Raw genomic sequence first — 18,539 nt, forward strand, 5'->3', positions numbered from 1 at the left:
TCATGCCTCCTTGTTCGACACGCCGAGCCAGCGGCGCACGCGCGGCCGCACATGTGCTTCGTAAAGTCCCGCGAGCCCGTTCGGAAACACCATCACCACGCCGATGAACATCGCCGCCATGAGGTAAAGCCAGAGGTTCGGAAAGCTCTCCGAGAACCAGCTCTTGCCGAGATTGACGAGAATCGCGCCGTACACCGCGCCCACGAGCGACATGCGCCCGCCGATGGCCGCGTAGATCACCATTTCGATCGAGGGCACGATGCCCACGAACGACGGCGACATGAAGCCCACCTGCAACGTGAACATCGCGCCGCCCACGGCCGCGAGCAGCGCGGCGAGACAGAACGCGAACACCTTGAACATGGCGACGTCGTAGCCGGAAAAGCGCACGCGGTCCTCCTTGTCGCGCATGGCGAGCAGCAGCGTGCCGGCCTTGCTGCGCTGAACCCAGCGGCACGCGAGCAGCGCGCCGATCAGCAGCACGGCGTTGACGAAGTAAAGAACGAGCTTTGCGTGGTCGGTGCGAATGTCCCAGCCGAGCAGCGTGCGCAGGTCGGTGATGCCGTTCACGCCGCCCGTGTAGCCCTGCTGGCCGATGATGAGCACCGAGAGAATCAGCGCGACCGCCTGCGTGATGATCGCGAAGTACACGCCGCCCACGCGCCGCTTGAACATCGCGTAGCCGATCACGAACGCGAGCGCCGTGGGCACGACGAGCACCGCGAGAATCGAGAACGGCAGCGAGTGAAACGGCTTCCACCACGCGGGCAACGCCGTGAGCTGGTTCCAGTCCATGAAGTCGGGAATGCCGGGCGTGGTTTGCGTGCGCGTGGCGGCCGGATCGGACGCTTCGAGCTTCAGGAACATCGCCATCGCATAGCCGCCGAGGCCGAAGAACACGCCCTGGCCGAGACTGAGCACGCCGCCGTAACCCCACGCGATCACGAGGCCGATGGCCACGAACGCGTAGGTCAGGTACTTGCCCATCAGGTTCAGGCGGAACGTGTCGAGCGCGAGCGGAAACACGACCACGATCAGCACCGCGAGCAGCGCGATGCCTGCGTAGCCCGAGGCGTCGAGCCGCGCCGCGATCGCGCGCCAGCCGCCCGGCGCCGCGCCGGGACCGGATCGCGGGGAGACGCCGCCCGCCGCGCTTTGGATGGGTTCCATGTCCATCTCTCCGTACGAGTGAAACAGTGAATGACCCGGCGTGCCGGGGTCTTGCAGCGGGGTTTGCCGCGGGTTCAGACGCGCCGCACCTTCGAGGCGAACAGCCCCTGCGGACGCAGCATCAGGATCACCACGACAGTCAGCAGCGTGAGCACGCGCGCGATCGAGCCGGAAAGGAAGAACTCGCTGATCGACTGCATCTGCGCGATGCCGAACGCCGAAGCGACCGTGCCGAGCAAGCTCGCCGCGCCGCCGAACGTGACGACGAGAAACGAGTCGACGATGTAAAGCGAGCCGCTCGTGGGGCCGGTCGAGCCGATTGCCGTGAACGCCGCGCCCGCCACGCCCGCAATGCCGCAGCCGATCGCGAAGGTCATGCGGTCGGTGCGCCGCGTGTTGATGCCCGCCGCGTTCGCCATCGGCCGGTTGGCGACCGTGGCGCGCACGCGCAAGCCCCAGCGCGAGCGATAGAGCGCGAGCAGCAGGCCGCCCGTCATGAGCAGCGCGAGCCCCATCACGAACATGCCGCTCACCGGAATGTCGAGCCCCTGCGCGGGCTCCCACGAGCCCATCAGCCAGTCGGGCAGCGCCGGGCTCACTTCCTTCGGCCCGAAGGTCGAGCGAAACACCTGCTGCATGCCGAGGCTCAAGCCCCACGTGGCGAGCAGCGTGTCGAGCGGGCGCTTGTACAGATGGCGGATGAGCGCCCATTCGGCGAGCCAGCCGGCCGCGAACGCGAGCGCGAACGCCGCGAAGATCGCGAAGAAGAAGTACACGGGCGTGAACGCGTGCCACACGTTCTGCGCGAGCCACGAAAACATGTAGACGGTGTAGGCGCCGATCGTCATGAATTCGCCGTGCGCCATGTTGATGACGCCCATCTGGCCGAAGATCACGGCAAGCCCGAGCCCCATCAGGAGCAGGACGCTGAAAAGGCTCAAACCGGCGAAGCCCTGCATCAGCGTGATGTTGAAAATGTCGGTAGCGGACATCGAGCGCTCCTCGCGCGGCGGCGCACGATGCCGCCGCGCAGCTTCGGTTGGGGGATTACATGTAGCCCTTCGGGAACGGATTCGGCTGGATCGGTTGCGCCGACTGCGCCACGACCTTGAACTGGCCGTCCGCCTGCCCTTCGCCGATCAGCGACTTGCTCCACAGGTGATGGTTCGCATCGACCTTCGCGTAGCCCTGCGGCGCGTTCGCGACCTCGATGCCCGCCGAGGACGCCACCACCTTGTCCACGTCGAAGCTGCCCGCGCGCTCGCACGCGGCCTTCCAGATCCACGGCCCGAGATAGGCGGCCTGCGTCACGTCGCCGATCACGGCCTTCTGGCCGTAGCGCGCCTTGAACGCCGCGACGAACTTCTTGTTGTTCTCGTTATCGAGCGACTGGAAATACTTCATCGACGAATAGAAGCCCGCGAAGTTGTCCCCGCCGATGCCGAGCACTTCGTCCTCCGTCACGGAGAGCGTGAGCAGGAACTGCTTCTGCGGCGTGATGCCCGCGGCCTTCAACTGCTTGTAGAACGCCACGTTCGAGCCGCCCACCACGGTCGCGAAAATGCAGTCGGGGCGCGCGAGCTTGATCTTGTTCATCAGCGAGGCGAATTCGGTCGTGCCGAGCGGGTAATACTCCTCGCCCACGACCTTCGCGTGCAGATGCTGCTCGATATGGCGGCGCGCGATCTTGTTCGAGGTGCGCGGCCAGATGTAGTCCGAGCCGATCAGGAAGAACGTCTTGGCCTTCTTCGTGTTGGACGCCCAGTCGAGCGCCCAGAGAATCTGCTGGGTGGCTTCCTGGCCCGTGTAGAACACGTTCTTCGACTGCTCCAGCCCTTCGTAGAAGGTCGGGTAGTAGAGCAGCCCGTTGTCCTTCTCGAACACGGGCAGCACGGCCTTGCGCGAGGCCGAGGTCCAGCAGCCGAACACGGCCGCGACGTGGTCGTTTTCCAGCAGCTTCTTCGACTTCTCCGCGAAAGTCGGCCAGTCGGAGGCGCCGTCCTCCTGAATGATCTGGATCTTGCGGCCCAGCACGCCGCCCATCGCGTTGATCTGCTCGACGGCAAGGCGCTCGGCCTGGATCGAGCCGGTTTCGGAGATCGCCATCGTGCCCGTGGCCGAATGCAACTGGCCGACCGTCACGGTGGTATCCGTCACGGCGAGGCCCGTGGTGTTGACCTTCGCCGTGGGCGGCGTTTGCGCAAACGAGCTGCGCGGCAGGCCCAGCGCCATCAGCGGCGCGGCGGCCAGGCCGCCGAGCATTTTCCGGCGCAGCGGCGAGGGCATGCGGGCATCGTCGTCGATTCGATCGTCTGCGGACATCACGTTCTCCTTATTGGCGCCCTGCGCTTCATGCGAGAGCTGGGTCGAGGTTGGACGCAATGTAGAAAGCCAATTTGGCGATCGAAATACGTCGATTGACGTATTCCCCGCTATCGCACTGGAATGTAACTTGCATCGCGCTTGGCTCACGTCGCGAACGCGCCGCGATTTCGCGCGTTCGCACCAAACCGGATCATCTTCATGTCACAGCCGCATCCGTCCGTGGGCGCGCCCAGCACGCAACGCATCGTGAAGGTGCGGCGCGACTACAACGCGTGGGTCGGCGACGAAACGCTCGAGGACTACGCGCTGCGCTTCACGCCGCGCTCGTTTCGCCGCTGGTCGGAATTGCGCGTCGCCAACACGGCGATCGGCGCGGTGTCGTTTCTGGTGCTCGAAGCCATCGGCGGCAGTCTGGTCGTCAACTACGGCTTCACGAACGCGATCTGGGCGATCGCGGCCGTATCCGTGCTGATCTGGATCACGAGCCTGCCCATCAGCTATTACGCCGCGCGTTACGGCGTGGACATGGACCTGCTCACGCGCGGCGCGGGCTTCGGCTATATCGGCTCCACGCTCACCTCGCTGCTCTACGCCGTCTTCACGTTTATTTTTTTCGCGCTCGAAGCGGCCATCATGTCGCTCGCGCTCCAGCTCTACTTCCCGATTTCGCTCGCCATCGCGTACGTGCTGAGTTCGCTGGTCGTGATCCCGATCGTGATGTTCGGCATCACGCTCATCAACCGGCTGCAAAGCTGGACCCAGCCGCTCTGGCTCGTGCTGTTCGCGCTGCCTTACGCGGCGGTGCTGTGGCGCCATCCGGGCTTGCTCCGCGAATGGACGACGTTCGCGGGCTTCGCGCCGCAAGGCCGCGCGTTCAGCGTGATCGCGTTCGGCCAGGCTTCCACCGTGGTGTTCGCGCTGATCGTGCAGGTGGGCGAGCAGGTCGACTACCTGCGTTTCCTGCCGCCGCTCACGGCGCAAAACCGCACGCGCTGGTGGCTCGCGCTGCTTGCGGCGGGGCCGGGATGGATCGTGCCGGGCGCGCTCAAGATGCTGGGCGGCGCATTTCTCGCCTTCGTCGCGATCCAGTACGAAGTGGATGCCGGCTACGCGGCGCAGCCCACGCAGATGTATCTGGTCGCCTATCATCTGCTGCTCGATCCGTTCGGGCTCGCAAGCTGGGCGCTGCCCGCGATGACGCTGTTCGTGATCGTCTCGCAGTTGAAGATCAACGTGACGAATGCGTACGCGGGCTCGCTCGCGTGGTCGAATTTTTTCGCGCGCCTCACGCACAGTCATCCGGGCCGCGTGGTGTGGCTCGTGTTCAACGTGATGATCGCGTTGCTGCTCGTCGAAATGGGCGTGTTCGAGGCGATCGGCAAGGTGCTCTCGCTCTACGCGAACATCGCCATCGCCTGGGTGGGCGCGCTTTTCGCCGATCTCGTCATCAACAAGCCGCTCGGCTACAGCCCGCGCCATATCGAATTCAAGCGCGCGCATCTCTACGACGTGAATCCCGTGGGCGTGGGCGCCATGCTGATCGCGGCGGCCGTCGCCATGCTCGCGCAAAGCGGCATGTTCGGGATGCTGGCGCGGGCGATGTCGTCGTTCATCGCGTTCGGCGCGGCGTTCGCGTGCGCGCCGGTGCTCGCCGTCGTCACGCGCGGGCGCTACTACATCGCGCGCGCGGCGCAGCCCACGGGCGACGCCGCGTCGCTGCGCTGCGCGATCTGCGAAAACGCCTTCGAACCCGACGACACCGCGTATTGCCCCGCCTACGGCGGCACCATCTGCTCGCTGTGCTGCTCGCTCGACTCGCGCTGCCACGACCGCTGCAAGCCGCACGCGCGCTTCGCCTCGCAAGCCGACCGCGCGCTGCACCGCGTGTTTCCGCGCCTGCATCTCGGTCCCGCCGCGCTGCGGCTCACGCATTACGCGAGCCTCGTGCTCGCCATGCTCGGCGTGCTGGCGAGCGTGCTCTATCTGATCTGGTCGCAGAGCGTGACGTCGCTGGCCGCGAACGACGCCTCCATCGACAGCGCCATCGCGAGGAGCTTCCTGAAGATCTTTTTCGCGCTTTCGCTCGTGGGCTGCATTGCCGCGTGGTGGTTCGTGCTGGAGCGCGAAAGCCGGCGCGTGACGCAAGAGGAATCGCAGCGGCAAAACGAATTGCTGATGCAGGAAATCGACGCGCACCAGAAAACCGACGCCGCGCTCAAACGCGCGACGGCCGCCGCCGAATCGGCGAATCAGGCCAAGAGCCGCTACGTGTCCGGCTTGAGCCATGAATTGCGCACGCCGCTCAACAGCATTCTCGGCTACGCGCAATTGCTGTTGCAGGCGAAGGAGGAATTTTCGCCGACGCGTTACAACGCGGTGCGCACGATACATCGCAGCGGCGAGCATCTGCTGGCGCTCGTCGACGGTTTGCTCGACGTCGCGCGCATCGAGGCGGGCAAGCTGCAACTGAACATCGCGCGCGTGCCGCTGGCCGATTTCGTGGCGCACGTCACGTCGATGCTGCGTCCGCAGGCGCTCGAAAAAGCGCTGGCCTTCGACGTGCAAACAGCGGGCCGCCTGCCCGCCACGGTGCGCTCCGACCAGAAGTGCATGGGCCAGATTCTCACCAACCTGATCGGCAACGCGATCCGCTTCACGTCCACGGGCACGGTCACGCTGCGCGTGAGCCACGTGCTCGACACGCTCAAGTTCGAAGTGATCGACACCGGCCCCGGCATTCCCGACGCCGAAATGGAGCGCCTGTTCCTGCCGTTCGAACGCGGCGAGGCGGCGCACGCGCACGATCGCGGCGCGGGTCTCGGCCTCACGATCTGCCGCCTGCTCACGCAGGCGCTGGGCGGCAGCCTCGAAGTGGACAGCGAGGTCGGGCGCGGCACGCGCTTCGTGGTGCGCCTTTTCGCGCCCGCCGTGGACGCCGCCGCCGACGCGCGCACCGAACTCGCGGCCATTCGCGGCTATGCGGGCGCGCGCCGCGCGATTCTCGTGGTCGACGATCTTGCGGACCAGCGCGGCATCGTCGTGCAACTGCTCACGCCGCTCGGCTTCGACGTGACCGAGGCGGCCAGCGGCCCCGACGCGCTGCGCTGGCTCGCCACGCACCGCGCCGACGCCATCATCATGGACATTTCCATGCCGCTCATGGACGGCTACGAAACCAGCCGCCTGATCCGCGAAAACCAGTTGTCGAACGCGCCCGTCGTGCTGCTCTCCGCCAACGCCTTCGCCGACGACCGCGAGCGCGCGAGCGCGACCGGCTGCGCGGGCTATCTCGTGAAGCCGCTCCAGGTGAACGTGCTGCTCGACAAGCTCGCGCAACTGCTCGCGCTCGACTGGATCGCCTCCGACGCGCCGGCGTCCGCGGCCTCCTCGCTCATACCTTCATTGCCCGCCGCGCCAGAAGCCTCGGCCGGAACCTTGACCGGAACTTCGACCGGAATTTCGACCGGAACTTCGACCGAAGCCGCGCGCGCCGCGCAGCCCGCGTGGCCGCCCGCGTTGCTCGAACGGCTGCGCGCGCATCTCGAAGTCGGCTACGTGCAAGGCGTGATCGAACAACTCGACGCCGCGCGCGCGGCCTGGCCCGCGCTGCAAGCGCAGATCGACGGCTTGCGCGCGTTGGCGGAACGCTTTCAGCTAAGGGAACTGGAGCATGAACTCGACCGACTGCCTCGCGCCGACGCGTGACGCGCGCATCGCGACCGCCGCCGGCACGCCGCCCGCGTGGCTCGGCGACCGGCCCGTCGTGCTGATCGTCGACGATACGCCGGACAACCTCGCGTTTCTCTCCGATACGCTTCAGGCGCACGGCTACGCGGTGCTCGTCGCGCTTTCGGGCGAGGACGCACTCAAGCGCCTCGCGCGCGTGACGCCCGACGTCGTGCTGCTCGACGCCATGATGCCGGGCATGGACGGCTTCGAAACCTGTAGCCGCATGAAACAGGACGCGCGTCACGAACATCTGCCCGTGATCTTCATGACCGCGTTGACGGAAAGCGAGCACGTGGTGCGCGGTTTTCGCGTGGGCGGCATCGACTACGTGACGAAGCCGGTGCGCCCCGAGGAAGTGTGCGCGCGCATCGGCGCGCACGTGCAGCGCTCGCGCGCGCAGCTTTACGCGCAGGCGGCGCTCTCGCTCGACGCGCGCGCGGCGCTGATCGTGGGCGCGGACGGCGCGATACGCTGGCAAAGCCCGCAGGCCGCCGCGCAGATCGCCGCGTGGCGCGCGGACCAGGCCGAACCCGTCGCGCACACTGACACGCAAGCGCTGCTGCCCGCGCCGCTGCGCGACTGGTTCGCGGACTGGCTCGCGCGCGGCGCGCCCGCCGACGCCATACACGAGTTCGCGACGGGACACGTGCGGCGGTCCGCCAGCGCCACGTCCGCGCCCGAGCCCGGCACGTGGATCGTGATCCTCAAGGAAAGCGACGACACGGCGCACTGCCACGCACTCGCCGCGCGCTTCGCGCTGACCGTGCGCGAGGCCGAGGTGCTGCTCTGGGTCTCGCGCGGCAAGACCAATCGCGACATCGGCGACATTCTGGGCATGGCGCCGCGCACGGTGAACAAGCATCTGGAGCACCTGTTCCGCAAGCTCCATGTCGAAACGCGCGCGGCGGCGACGGCGCTGGCGATCAAGGCGCTGGAACGGGCGTGATGCCGACGCAAGCCGCTCCGGCTGCGCGCCGGACGCGCGGCGGCTGACGCGCGAGGCGGCTGACGCGCGTGAGGCGGTTAATGCACGCGAGGCGGTTAATGCACGCGAGGCACGCGAGGCACGCGAGGCACGCGAGGCAGCGCGAAAATTCGCGGGCGGGAAGTTCGCAGGCCGTTAGTCGCGTTTCACGCGAGCCGCGCCGGTGCGCAATGCGGCCCGCGCAACGCCCGCTCAAGCCTTCACGGCATCGCTCATCTCGCCCGCCGCCGGCACGTTGCCCGAGCCGCTCATCACGCGCGGCTGCAACAGCAGCGCGACGAGCCCCGACCAGCCGGTCTGATGCGAAGCGCCCACGCCGCGCCCGTTGTCGCCGTGAAAATATTCGTGGAACAGCACGAGATGGCGGCTGCGCGGGTCGGCCTGCAAGAGCGGATACGCGCCCATCACGGGCCGCTCGTTGTCGCCGTCGAGCAGGAACAGCGTGGTCACGCGCCGCGCGAGTTCGTCGGCGATCTGCGCGAGCGTGAGTTTCCTGCCCGAGCCGGTGGGATATTCGACGAGAAATTCGTCGCCGTAATAGCGGTGAAATTCGTAGAGCGATTCGATCAGCAGATAGTTGACCGGCATCCAGATCGGGCCGCGCCAGTTCGAGTTGCCGCCGAACACGCGCGAGTCCGATTCCGCGGGCAGATATTTCACGCTGAAACTGCAACCGTTGTAGCGATACACGAACGGTTCTTCGAGGTGCGTGCGCGAAAGCGCGCGCACGCCGTGTGCGGAGAGAAATTCGCTTTCGTCGAGCACGCGCCGCAGCAGCGCCTTCATGCGATGCCCGCGCAACAGCGAAAGCAGCAGCGAATTGCCCTTGCCCGGCTCGTTCCAGCGCGAGACGAGCCGCGCGAGATCGGGCCGGTGTTCGAGGAACCACAAGAGCCGCTCGCGCAAGCCCGGCAGGTTGCCATGCACGTGTTCTTCGAGCACGTGCACCGCGAACAGCGGAATCAGCCCGACGATCGAGCGCATTCTGAGCGGCGTGCTCGTGCCGTCGGGCAGCTTGAGCTTGTCGTAGAAGAATTCGTCCACGCTGTCCCACAGGCCCGTTTCGCAGCCGTCGTCGCAACTCACCGCGCCCGCGATATACAGGAAGTGCTCGAAGAACTTCACGCCGATATCCACGAACACATGGTTCGCGAAGGCGAGTTCGAGCGCGATGCGCATGAGGTCCAGCGCGTAGGCCGCCATCCACGCGGTGCCGTCCGCCTGATCGAGATGACCGCCGGTGGGCAGGGGCGAGGACCGGTCGAAAATGCCGACGTTATCCAGCCCGAGAAAGCCGCCCTGAAAAATATTGCGGCCGTCCGCGTCCTTGCGGTTCACCCACCACGAAAAATTCAGCAGCAGCTTGTGAAAGATGAGTTCGAGGAATTCGCGGTCGGCCTTGCCCGTGATCGAGCGATCGATTTCGTACACGCGCCATGCGGCCCACGCATGCACGGGCGGATTGGCGTCGCCGAACGCCCATTCGTAGGCGGGCAACTGCCCGTTGGGATGCTGATAGCGGTCCTTCACGAGCAGCAGCATCTGCTTCTTCGCGAACATGGGATCGACGAGCGCGAACGCCACGGCCTGAAACGCGAGATCCCAGGAGGCGTACCACGGATATTCCCATTTGTCCGGCATCGAGAGAATGTCGGCGTTGCACAGGTGCCGCCAGTCGGCGTTGCGCCCATGCTGACGGCTCGCGGGCGGCGCCGGTTGCAGCGGGTCGCCTTCGATCCAGCGATTCACGTCGTACTGGTAATACTGCTTCGACCACAGCATGCCCGCCAGCGCCTGGCGCTGCACGAGGCGCGCGTCGTCGCTTTCGATGTCGCGCTGGAGCGCGCCGTAGAACGCGTCCGCTTCGGCAAGCCGATGCGCGAACAGCGCGTCGATATCGAGCGCCACTTCGTCCTTCGCCACGGAAAGCGGCCGCCAGCGCAGCCACGCCACGGCGCGGCCGTGCGCGGGCAGTTCGAGATGCACGCGCGCGGCGGCCTTCGTGCCCGCGTCGCGCGCGATCGCGCCGGTTTCGCCATGCACGACGTAATCGCCGATGCCGTCCTTGAACGGACCGGCGCCGTCCATGCCGAAAAGACGCTTGACGTTGGTGTCGTTTTCGCAAAAGAGCCATTCGACGCGCGCGCCTTCCATCAACGCCGTCGATCCTGCCGTCACCACGAGCGGCTCGTGCGTGCCGCAATGCGCGATCACATGCTGCTCGCCCGTTGCCGACGCAACCAGCACGAGCGAAGGCTTCGTGCCCGCGTCCTTCCACGACCAGCTATTGCGCGCCCAGATTTGCGGCAGCACGTCGAGCGAGGCGTGCTGCCCCGCGCGGTTTTCCACCGTGACGCGCATCACGATGTCTTCGGGCGTGTGCTTCGCGTATTCGATCTGCACGTCGAAATAACGCTCGTCGTCGAATACGCCCGTGTCGAGAATCTCGTACTCGGGCAAGCCGGTGCCGCGCCGCGCGTTTTCGTCGATCAGGTTCTGATACGGAAACGCCGCCTGCGGATACTTGTAGAGCATGCGCATGTACGAATGCGTGGGCGTGGCGTCGAGATAGAAGTAAAGCTCCTTCACGTCCTCGCCATGATTGCCCTCTTCGTTCGTGAGGCCGAACAATCGCTCCTTGAGGATGGGGTCGCGGCCGTTCCACAACGCGAGCGAGAAGCACCAGGTGAGCCGTTCGTCGGCGAAACCGGCAAGGCCGTCCTCGCCCCAGCGGTACGCGCGCATGCGCGCGTGGTCGTGCGGAAAGTAATTCCACGCGGTGCCGTGCTCGCTGTAGTCCTCGCGCACCGTGCTCCACTGGCGCTCGCTCAGGTACGGTCCCCAGCGCTGCCAGCGGGCGTAGTCGCTCGAATACAGTCGTTTGCCTTCATCCGTTTCGACGAGGCCGGCAGTGCGCTGAAGCATGGAATCTCCTGTACGTCCTGGTGCTTGCGTTCGCGCGCCGTGCGTCCTCACGTACCTTACGTACTTTACGCGAGGCCGCGCGGCGAGTCCCCCATGCTAGCGCGGATCGCCCGGCTGCCACGGTCTCGCGGGCAATCCGCGCGGCGGCTGGGCCGGCTCGCCCAGGCGCTCGAGCGTGCGCAGCAATTCGCCGAGCGACCACGCCTGGAACGGCGCGCCGCCGGGCGCATGGGGCGCGTCGCCATCGGCGACTTCGGAAAGATGATCGAGACCCGCGCGATCGAGATGCGCGAGCAGCGGCGCGACAAAGCGCGCGTGCGCCTGCGCGCGTTGCGGCGCGGCGTCGCCGTTCACGCGCAACCACGCGTCCACGAACGGCCCGAGCAGCCACGGCCACACGGTGCCCTGGTGGTACGCGCCGTCGCGCTCCAGCGTGCCGCCGCGATACCGGCCGCGATACGCGGGGTCCGAAGGCGCGAGCGTGCGCAAGCCCATCGGCGTGAGCAGATGCGTTTCCACCTGAGCGACGACCGCGCGCGCCGCCTCGCCTTCGAGCAGCGCGAACGGCAGGCCGCCCGCCGCGAAAATCTGGTTCGGCCGGATCGAGCGGTCGAGCTTGCCATCCACATGATCGGCGTCGATCACATCGTGGAGCGCGCCCGTCGACGTATCGACGAAACGCACGGCGAACGCGGCGCTGGCGCGCGCTTCGAGTTCGCGCCAGCGCGCGTCCCACGCACTCGCGATACGCAGCGCGTTGATCCAGAGCGCCTGCACTTCGACCGGCTTGCCGATGCGCGGCGTGACGACCCAATCGCCCGCCTTGGCGTCCATCCACGTGAGCTGCACGCCGGGCGCGCCCGCGCGCAACAGCCCGTCGCGCGAGTCGGCGGCGATGCCGTAACGCGTGCCGCGCGCGTAGCCGTCGAGAATCGCCTCCACGGCGCGTTGCAGCACGCGCCGCACGGCGTCCGGCACGTTCGCCGCCGCGCAATAGTCGTGGACGGCCACGACGAACCACAGCGAGGCGTCGACGGCGTTGTACTCGGGCGCGCCGCCGGCCGCGTCGGGAAAGCGGTTGGGCAGCATGCCCGCGGAAACGTTGCCCGCCCATTCGAGCAGGATCGCGCCCGCTTCTTCGTGGCGGCCGCTCGCGAGCAGCAACCCGCGCATGGCGATGAAGGTGTCGCGGCCCCAGTCGGTGAACCACGGATAACCGGCGACGATCGTGCGGCCGTCGCCGCGCGCGACGACGTAAGCCGCCGCCGAGCGTTGCAGCCGCGAGCCGCACGCTTCGCGCCGCAGCGCCTCGAAGCCCGCAAGGCGCGTTGCGCGGTTCGCGGCGCTTTCCGTCGAGGCTTGCTGCCCCTGCTGCCCCTGCTGCCCCTGCTGCCGCAACGCCGCTTGCGTGCCGGACCCGCTTTGCGCGCCCAGGATCAGCACGGCCTCGCCCGCGCCCAGATCGAACGAGAACACGCCGGGCGTCGCGAGATCCTCGATGTCATCCAGGCCGCGTTCCTGCTCGCGCGCGTAGCGGAAGTTGCGATACCAGTCGGGCGCCTGCGCGTAGCTGCCGTTCGAGCGCGCGACGACGGCCGGCAAATCGCCGTACGGCTGCCAGCGCACGCATTCGCCTTCGATGCGCGCCGCGAAGGCGAAGGCCGGATTCTCGCGATGCAGCGCGTGGTAATCGCGGCCCGACATCAGCAGGCGGACTTTCAGCGTGGGCGCGGGTGCGTGCGCGAGCGCCGGGCCGGCGTCCGGCGCTTCGTACCGCCAGCGCAGCACCGTCTCGCGGCTCGCGTTCGCCACGAACAGTTCGGCGACGAGCACCGCGCCGCCGTCGAGCCGGTAACGCCACGTCGGCCACGGCGAAGTCCCGAAACTCGCGAGGCGCCGCGCGCCCTCCCCGGTGAGCAGATCGGGCGCGTAATGCTGCATGGTCAGCGCGATCCTGAGCCCGCCCGTTTCGAGCCACGCCTCCATGCCGTTGACGAGCACCACGCGGCCCGTGGGCGGCTGCGTGGCCACGAGCAGCAGCGCGTGATAGCGGCGCGTGCGCGCCGTGCCCAGCGTGCCGGAAGCGAAGCCGCCGGCGCCGTCGGCTTCGAGCCATTCGTCGTCGAAGCGTTCGGCCTCGACGGGGCCTTCAAGATGCGTCATCGGCGCCTCGTGGAAATCCGCTCACGCCGAGTGTAAGGGAAGCCGCGCGGGCGTGCGCGAGGGCCGGCGCGGGCCGTGCACTATCATGCGGGCTCGCGTGAATCGCACGCCGTTTAACGTGAGGGAATCGTTTTCATGCAGATACTGGTCGACGCCGACGCGTGTCCCGGCGTCATCAAGGAGATGCTGTTTCGGGCCGCCAAGCGCGCCGAAATCGTCGTGACGCTGGTCGCCAACCAGTTCCTGCGCACGCCGCCTTCGCCGTTCATCAAGGCGATCCAGGTGAGCGCCGGTTTCGACGTGGCCGACGCCCGCGTGGTCGAACTCGCCACCGCGGGCGATCTCGTCATCACCGCCGACATTCCGCTCGCCGCCGCCGTGCTGGAGCGCGGCGCGCACGCGCTCGACCCGCGCGGCAACTGGTTCACGCGCGACAACATCCAGGAGCGTTTGACGATGCGCGACGTGATGGACCAACTGCGCAATTCGGGCGTGGAAACCGGCGGCCCCGCGCCGTTCGGCGCGCGCGACAGCAAGGCGTTCGCCAGCCAGCTCGACCGCTTTATCGCACGCTATCAGGCGGCGCGTAAGGGCGCTTGAGCGGATAGCGCGGATCGCGCGGGCGAGCGAATCGAGTGGATCGAGTAGATCAGGCGGCCCGAGCGGATCGAGCGAATCGAGCGAATCGGGCGGATCGAGCGGATCGAGCGGATCGCACGGCCCGAGCCGATCGGGCGAATCGGGCGGCCCGGCAGACATAACGGCTTCGGCAAAACCAACGTGCCACGCGCATGCGCAAGTCAAACCGCGCATCAAACCGTTTCGCACGGCGGCGGCGCCTCGCGCAAACCGCGCCGCGTGAGCCAGCCCACGCCCCAGTCGTTGAGCTGCGCGAGAATCGGGCCAATCGAGCGCCCTTCCTCCGTCAACGCATATTCCACTTTCGGCGGCACCACGGGATACACCGTGCGCGTGAGAAAGGCGTCCTCCTCCAGTTCGCGCAATTGCTTCACGAGCAACCTGGGCGTGCAGCCGGGCAAACGCCGGTGCAGTTCGTTGAACCGCAGCGTGCCTTCCGTCAGCAAGTAGTACAGGATCACGCCTTTCCACCGCCCGTTGATCAGGTTCAGCGTGGCTACCATCGCGCACGCGGGCACTTCATCGTATTTGCGACGCTTGGGCATCGCGACCTCCTTTTCCGGCACGGATGGACGCGTTTCCATCGCTTTTTACACTACCCTTTTGGGTAGTATATGTAGAAAAATGGAGTATTGCGCCGCACCGCTCCCGCACCAACAATGCAGGATGACGCCCGCGCGCCTCCGCCCGGGCCTCACTTCAAGGAGTTGCCATGAGCCGTGCTGTCCGCTTTCACGAATACGGCGATGCGAGCGTGCTGCGCATCGAAAACATCGACGTTCCCGCGCCCGCCGCCGACGAAGTGCAGATCGCGGTGAAAGCCATCGGCCTCAATCGCGCCGAAACGATGTTCCGCTCGGGCCGCTATCTACAGGAAGCCGTGTTTCCGTCGCAGCTCGGCTACGAGGCCGCCGGCCTCGTCAAGACGCTGGGCGCGAACGTGCAGGGCTTCGCCCCCGGCGACGCCGTGAGCGTGATCCCCACGCTCGACATGGCGCGCTGGCCCACCTACGGCGAAATCATCAACATTCCCGCGAAGTACGTGGTCAGGCACCCGGCGAAGCTGACGTTCGAACAGGCCGCCGCCTCGTGGATGCAATACGTCACCGCATGGGGCGCGCTGGTCGCGCAGGCGCAACTGCGCGGCGGCGATTTCGTGATCGTTTCGGCGGCGTCGAGCAGCGTGGGGATCGCGGCGATCCAGATCGCGCGCAGCGTGGGCGCCACCGTGATCGCCACCACGCGCACGCGGGCCAAGGCGCAGCCCTTGCTCGACGCCGGCGCGCACCACGTGATCGCCACGTCGGAGGAAGACCTCGCCGCGCGCGTACGCGAGATCACGCAGGGCAAGGGCGCGCGCGTGGTGTTCGATCCCATCGGCGGCCCTGCCATCGCGCAGCTCGCCGCGTGCATGGCGTTCGGCGGCATCCTGCTCGAATACGGCGCGCTGAGCACCGAAGAAGGCACGTTCCCGCAATTCGCGCTGCTCGGCCAATGCCTCACGTTCAAGGGCTATCTCTACATCGAAGTCACGAGCAACGACGCACTGCTCGAACGCGCCAAGGCGTTCATCAACGCGGGCCTCGAATCGGGCGCGCTGACGCCGCTCATCTCGCACACCTTCAGGTTCGACGCGATCCAGGACGCGACGCGCTTTCTCGAATCGAACGAGCAGGTCGGCAAGATCGTCGTCACGCTGGATTGAGCGGGGCGTCGGGCGCTTGCTGCCGCATTTGCGCCGCTTTGTGCCGCTTTGTGCCGCTTTGTGCCGCTTTGTGCCGCGTTCGCGCGCGCTCGTGCGCGTTCGCAGGTCCGCTTGCACGTTCGCCGGTAAGTCCGCTTGCAGGTCCATTCGTCGATAAGAAATTCGCTCGCCTCGCGGAAGAATGACTTACGCCGCACGTCGATTCTCTCGCTGCGCGGATCAACGTAGACTGCCTCCTGTCCGAGGAGGTGTCATGCAGCACATGCTTTCGAAGCCCGCGATGGCGGGCGCCGCGCAGCCCGCGCACAGTTACGCCGACCGCAACGTGCGGTACTGGCGGCGCAATCTGGTCGTTTGCGTGTTCGGTTCGTTCACGACGCTCGTGAGCTTGAGCATGCTGCTGCCGTTCCTGCCGCTCTACGTGCGGCAGCTCGGCGTGAGCGAGCAGTCGGCGGTGATCCAGTGGTCGGGCGTGGCGTTCGGCGCGACCTTTCTCGGCACGGCGTTCACGGCGCCGCTGTGGGGCCGGCTCGCCGACCGCTTCGGCCGCAAGCCGATGCTCGTGCGCGCCGCCATCGGCATGGCGGTGGTGATGTCGCTGATCGGCCTCGCGCACAACGTCTACGAACTCGTCGCGCTGCGGCTGATCGCGGGGCTCGTGGGCGGCTATGCGTCGGCGTCCACGGTGATGGTGGGCACGCAGGCGCCGCGCGAACGCGCGGGCTGGGCGCTGGGCGTGCTTTCGACGGGCGCGCTCGCCGGCAATCTCATCGGCCCGCTCGTGGGCGGCGCGCTGCCCGACTGGATCGGCATTCGCGGCACCTTCTTCGCGGGCGGCGCGATGATCTCGGCGGCGGCGCTGCTCACCGTCTTCGTCGTGAAGGAAGACTTCCATCCGGCGCTCGACGCGCGCCGCGACAAACGCACGCCCGGCGCGAGCGCCGCGCCCGCGCATCGCACCGACCCGGCCGTGGTGGCCGCGCTGCTCGTGACCGCGATGATGGTGCTGCTCGCCAACATGTCGATCGAGCCGATCATCACCGTCTATATCGGCTCGCTCGGCGTGCGCGCCGCGCATCTCGCGCGCACGGCGGGCGTGGTCATGGCGTGTTCGGCGCTGGGCAGCATGTTGACGGCGGCGCGGCTGGGCGGGCTCGCGGACCGCTTCGGCAGTTGGCGCGTGATCGTCGCGTGCCTCGTGCTCACCGGGCTCGCGATGATTCCCCAGGCGTTCGTGAGCGCGTGGTGGCAGCTCGCGGCGCTGCGCGTGGTAATGGGCATGACGCTCGCGGGCCTGCTGCCCTCGATCGGCAAACTCGCGCGCCAGGCCGTGGCCGAACGCAACACGGGCCGCATGCTCGGCTGGCTGCAATCGGCGCAATTTTCGGGGCAGGTTGTCGGGCCGCTGATCGGCGGCGCGATCGGCGTGCATTTCGGGCTGCACGCGGTGTTTTTCGTGACCGGCGCATTGCTGATCGCGTGCGGCGCGCTCGCGCAATGGGTGCATGGGCGGGCGGCGGTTTGAATCGGCATGTTGGGCGTGTTGGGCGTGCGATGGGCGTGTGTTGCGCGCGCGCGGGTCATATTGTGCGTGAATGGCTTTAATTGATATTTCGACCGCCTTTAAATATCGCGGATCGAATTCGCCATATCGCCCGGGATGCCGATTCATGCCGATTTAAATCCCCTGCTTTGCCGTGCGTTAATCCATCGCGAATAAAATATTCAAGCCGTTCCATTCAACGCCGTTATACAAAAATCGACACGGCGGGGAATACGATGGAGATAAGAATCAACTCGACGAACGCCGTCGCCCTGAGCGACGTTCAAAGCCTGAGCGCCACCGCGCTTTCGCAGGCTTCCACGCAAAGCGAGACCGGCGCGGTTTCCGGCGTCACCGGCATCGAGGCGGTCGATACCGCCGCGATGCAGGCGTTTCAGGAAAAATGGCTTGGCGTGGAAGCCGCGCTGGGTGCCAACGGCTTGACGCCGGCCGCCTTGCAAAACGTGGCGCCGGGCAGCGACGCCGCCGCCGCCGCGCTCGCGAAATACCAGACCGCGCTCGACGCGAACGCGCGCAGTGGCCAGAACGCCGAAGCCGTGGCCACGGCGCTCGTGCCGGTCATGCAGCAGCTCGCCGCGCAACGGCCGGAACTCGCGAATGCGCAGTTCGATTTCCAGTCCGACGACGGCGCGATCCAGGTCACATCCAGCACGCTCAGCAACAGCGACCGCCAATGGATTCAGAATCTGCTCAACGGCAACGGCACGCTGGTTCAGGCGGTCCAGCATTTTCACGACGATCTCGTGACGGGCTACAGCGCATGGGCCGACGCCGACGGCACGCCGCTCACGAGCACGCAAACGCAGGCCGCCAGCAAACAGGCGGACGGCCTCGTGAGCTTCCTGGACCTGTTTCATCGGATGGGCGTGGCGAGCACGCCCACCGCGCCGACCGAGGACAAGAACATCTACGACCTGAGCGGCAAGAAGATCGACCTGAGCCGCAATACCGGCACCGCGAACGGTTTTCTCGGCTTCATGAGCGACGCCCAGGCCTCGCGCTACGGCGCCGTCTACGACAAAACGGCGCGCGGCAACGCTTACGGCGTGGGCGCGGCGGGCGACGTCTTTACGCAGTACAAGGGCGCGCAGTACGGGAACGGTTCGGGAACGCTGGCCGTGCCGTTCTTTCCACCCGGCGCCACGCTCGGCGTACACGAAATCGCCTGAAGTCGCCTGAAATCGCCCGAAGTCGCGCGAAGTCGCGCCAAGTCACCTTCGAGCGCGGCCGGAAACGCGGCACACAACGCGAAAAAAAAACGCGGCGAGAAGCACAGCGAGAAGCACAGCGAGAAGCGCGGCAAGAAGCTCGGCGAGAAGCGCAGCAACAAGCGC

12 protein-coding genes are annotated in these 18,539 nt (G+C 67.0%); 6 read left to right on the top strand and 6 right to left on the bottom strand.

Annotated elements, in window-relative coordinates:
- From urtC to urtA, 3 genes are all read right to left on the bottom strand, one after another.
- A complete protein-coding gene (gene urtC, locus U5805_RS21600; protein WP_322105533.1) occupies positions 1 to 1,170 on the bottom strand; it encodes an urea ABC transporter permease subunit UrtC in 1,170 nt (389 codons plus the stop codon).
- A 74-nt stretch (positions 1,171 to 1,244) separates the two neighbouring features.
- On the bottom strand, positions 1,245 to 2,162 hold the full coding sequence (urtB, locus tag U5805_RS21605) for an urea ABC transporter permease subunit UrtB (RefSeq protein ID WP_322105534.1): 918 nt from the start codon (positions 2,160 to 2,162) through the stop codon (positions 1,245 to 1,247).
- A 55-nt stretch (positions 2,163 to 2,217) separates the two neighbouring features.
- On the bottom strand, positions 2,218 to 3,492 hold the full coding sequence (gene urtA / locus U5805_RS21610) for an urea ABC transporter substrate-binding protein (protein WP_322105535.1): 1,275 nt from the start codon (positions 3,490 to 3,492) through the stop codon (positions 2,218 to 2,220).
- Positions 3,493 to 3,693: 201 nt separating this feature from the next.
- Here urtA and U5805_RS21615 point away from each other — a divergent pair, with 201 nt between their 5' ends.
- Together U5805_RS21615 and U5805_RS21620 are read left to right on the top strand one after the other, a co-directional pair.
- Positions 3,694 to 7,200, top strand: coding sequence for an ATP-binding protein (locus U5805_RS21615; RefSeq protein ID WP_322105536.1), 3,507 nt, complete (start codon positions 3,694 to 3,696; stop codon positions 7,198 to 7,200).
- Positions 7,166 to 8,170 (top strand): response regulator transcription factor, encoded by a 1,005-nt coding sequence (locus U5805_RS21620; protein WP_322105537.1) that lies wholly within the window; start codon positions 7,166 to 7,168, stop codon positions 8,168 to 8,170. The genes U5805_RS21615 and U5805_RS21620 overlap by 35 nt, the downstream gene beginning before the upstream one ends.
- Positions 8,171 to 8,401: 231 nt before the next feature.
- Here the strand turns inward: U5805_RS21620 and U5805_RS21625 are convergent, their stop codons facing one another.
- The gene (locus U5805_RS21625) at positions 8,402 to 11,134 is read right to left on the bottom strand and encodes an MGH1-like glycoside hydrolase domain-containing protein (protein WP_322105538.1); all 2,733 of its coding nucleotides are present in this window, start codon (positions 11,132 to 11,134) and stop codon (positions 8,402 to 8,404) included.
- A 96-nt stretch (positions 11,135 to 11,230) separates the two neighbouring features.
- Complete coding sequence (locus U5805_RS21630) at positions 11,231 to 13,297, bottom strand: amylo-alpha-1,6-glucosidase (RefSeq protein WP_322105539.1); 2,067 nt, start codon at positions 13,295 to 13,297, stop codon at positions 11,231 to 11,233.
- A 135-nt stretch (positions 13,298 to 13,432) separates the two neighbouring features.
- Here U5805_RS21630 and U5805_RS21635 point away from each other — a divergent pair, with 135 nt between their 5' ends.
- Entirely contained in the window at positions 13,433 to 13,897 is a 465-nt protein-coding gene (locus U5805_RS21635; protein ID WP_322105540.1) for a YaiI/YqxD family protein, read from the top strand.
- A gap of 212 nt (positions 13,898 to 14,109) precedes the next feature.
- On the opposite strand, the gene U5805_RS21640 is transcribed toward U5805_RS21635, so the two are convergent.
- Positions 14,110 to 14,481, bottom strand: coding sequence for a helix-turn-helix domain-containing protein (locus U5805_RS21640; RefSeq protein WP_322105541.1), 372 nt, complete (start codon positions 14,479 to 14,481; stop codon positions 14,110 to 14,112).
- Between the two features lie 167 nt (positions 14,482 to 14,648).
- On the opposite strand from U5805_RS21640, the gene U5805_RS21645 reads away from it, so the two are divergent.
- The 3 genes from U5805_RS21645 to U5805_RS21655 all read left to right on the top strand — a co-directional run bounded on the left by U5805_RS21645 (position 14,649) and on the right by U5805_RS21655 (position 18,374).
- The gene (locus U5805_RS21645) at positions 14,649 to 15,641 is read left to right on the top strand and encodes a zinc-dependent alcohol dehydrogenase family protein (protein WP_322105542.1); all 993 of its coding nucleotides are present in this window, start codon (positions 14,649 to 14,651) and stop codon (positions 15,639 to 15,641) included.
- A gap of 253 nt (positions 15,642 to 15,894) precedes the next feature.
- Positions 15,895 to 17,166 (top strand): MFS transporter, encoded by a 1,272-nt coding sequence (locus U5805_RS21650; protein WP_415914644.1) that lies wholly within the window; start codon positions 15,895 to 15,897, stop codon positions 17,164 to 17,166.
- A 254-nt stretch (positions 17,167 to 17,420) separates the two neighbouring features.
- A complete protein-coding gene (locus U5805_RS21655) occupies positions 17,421 to 18,374 on the top strand; it encodes a hypothetical protein (protein ID WP_322105543.1) in 954 nt (317 codons plus the stop codon).
- Positions 18,375 to 18,539 lie beyond the last annotated feature (165 nt).

This window comes from Paraburkholderia sp. J41 (assembly GCF_905220235.1).
Classification (GTDB): domain Bacteria; phylum Pseudomonadota; class Gammaproteobacteria; order Burkholderiales; family Burkholderiaceae; genus Paraburkholderia.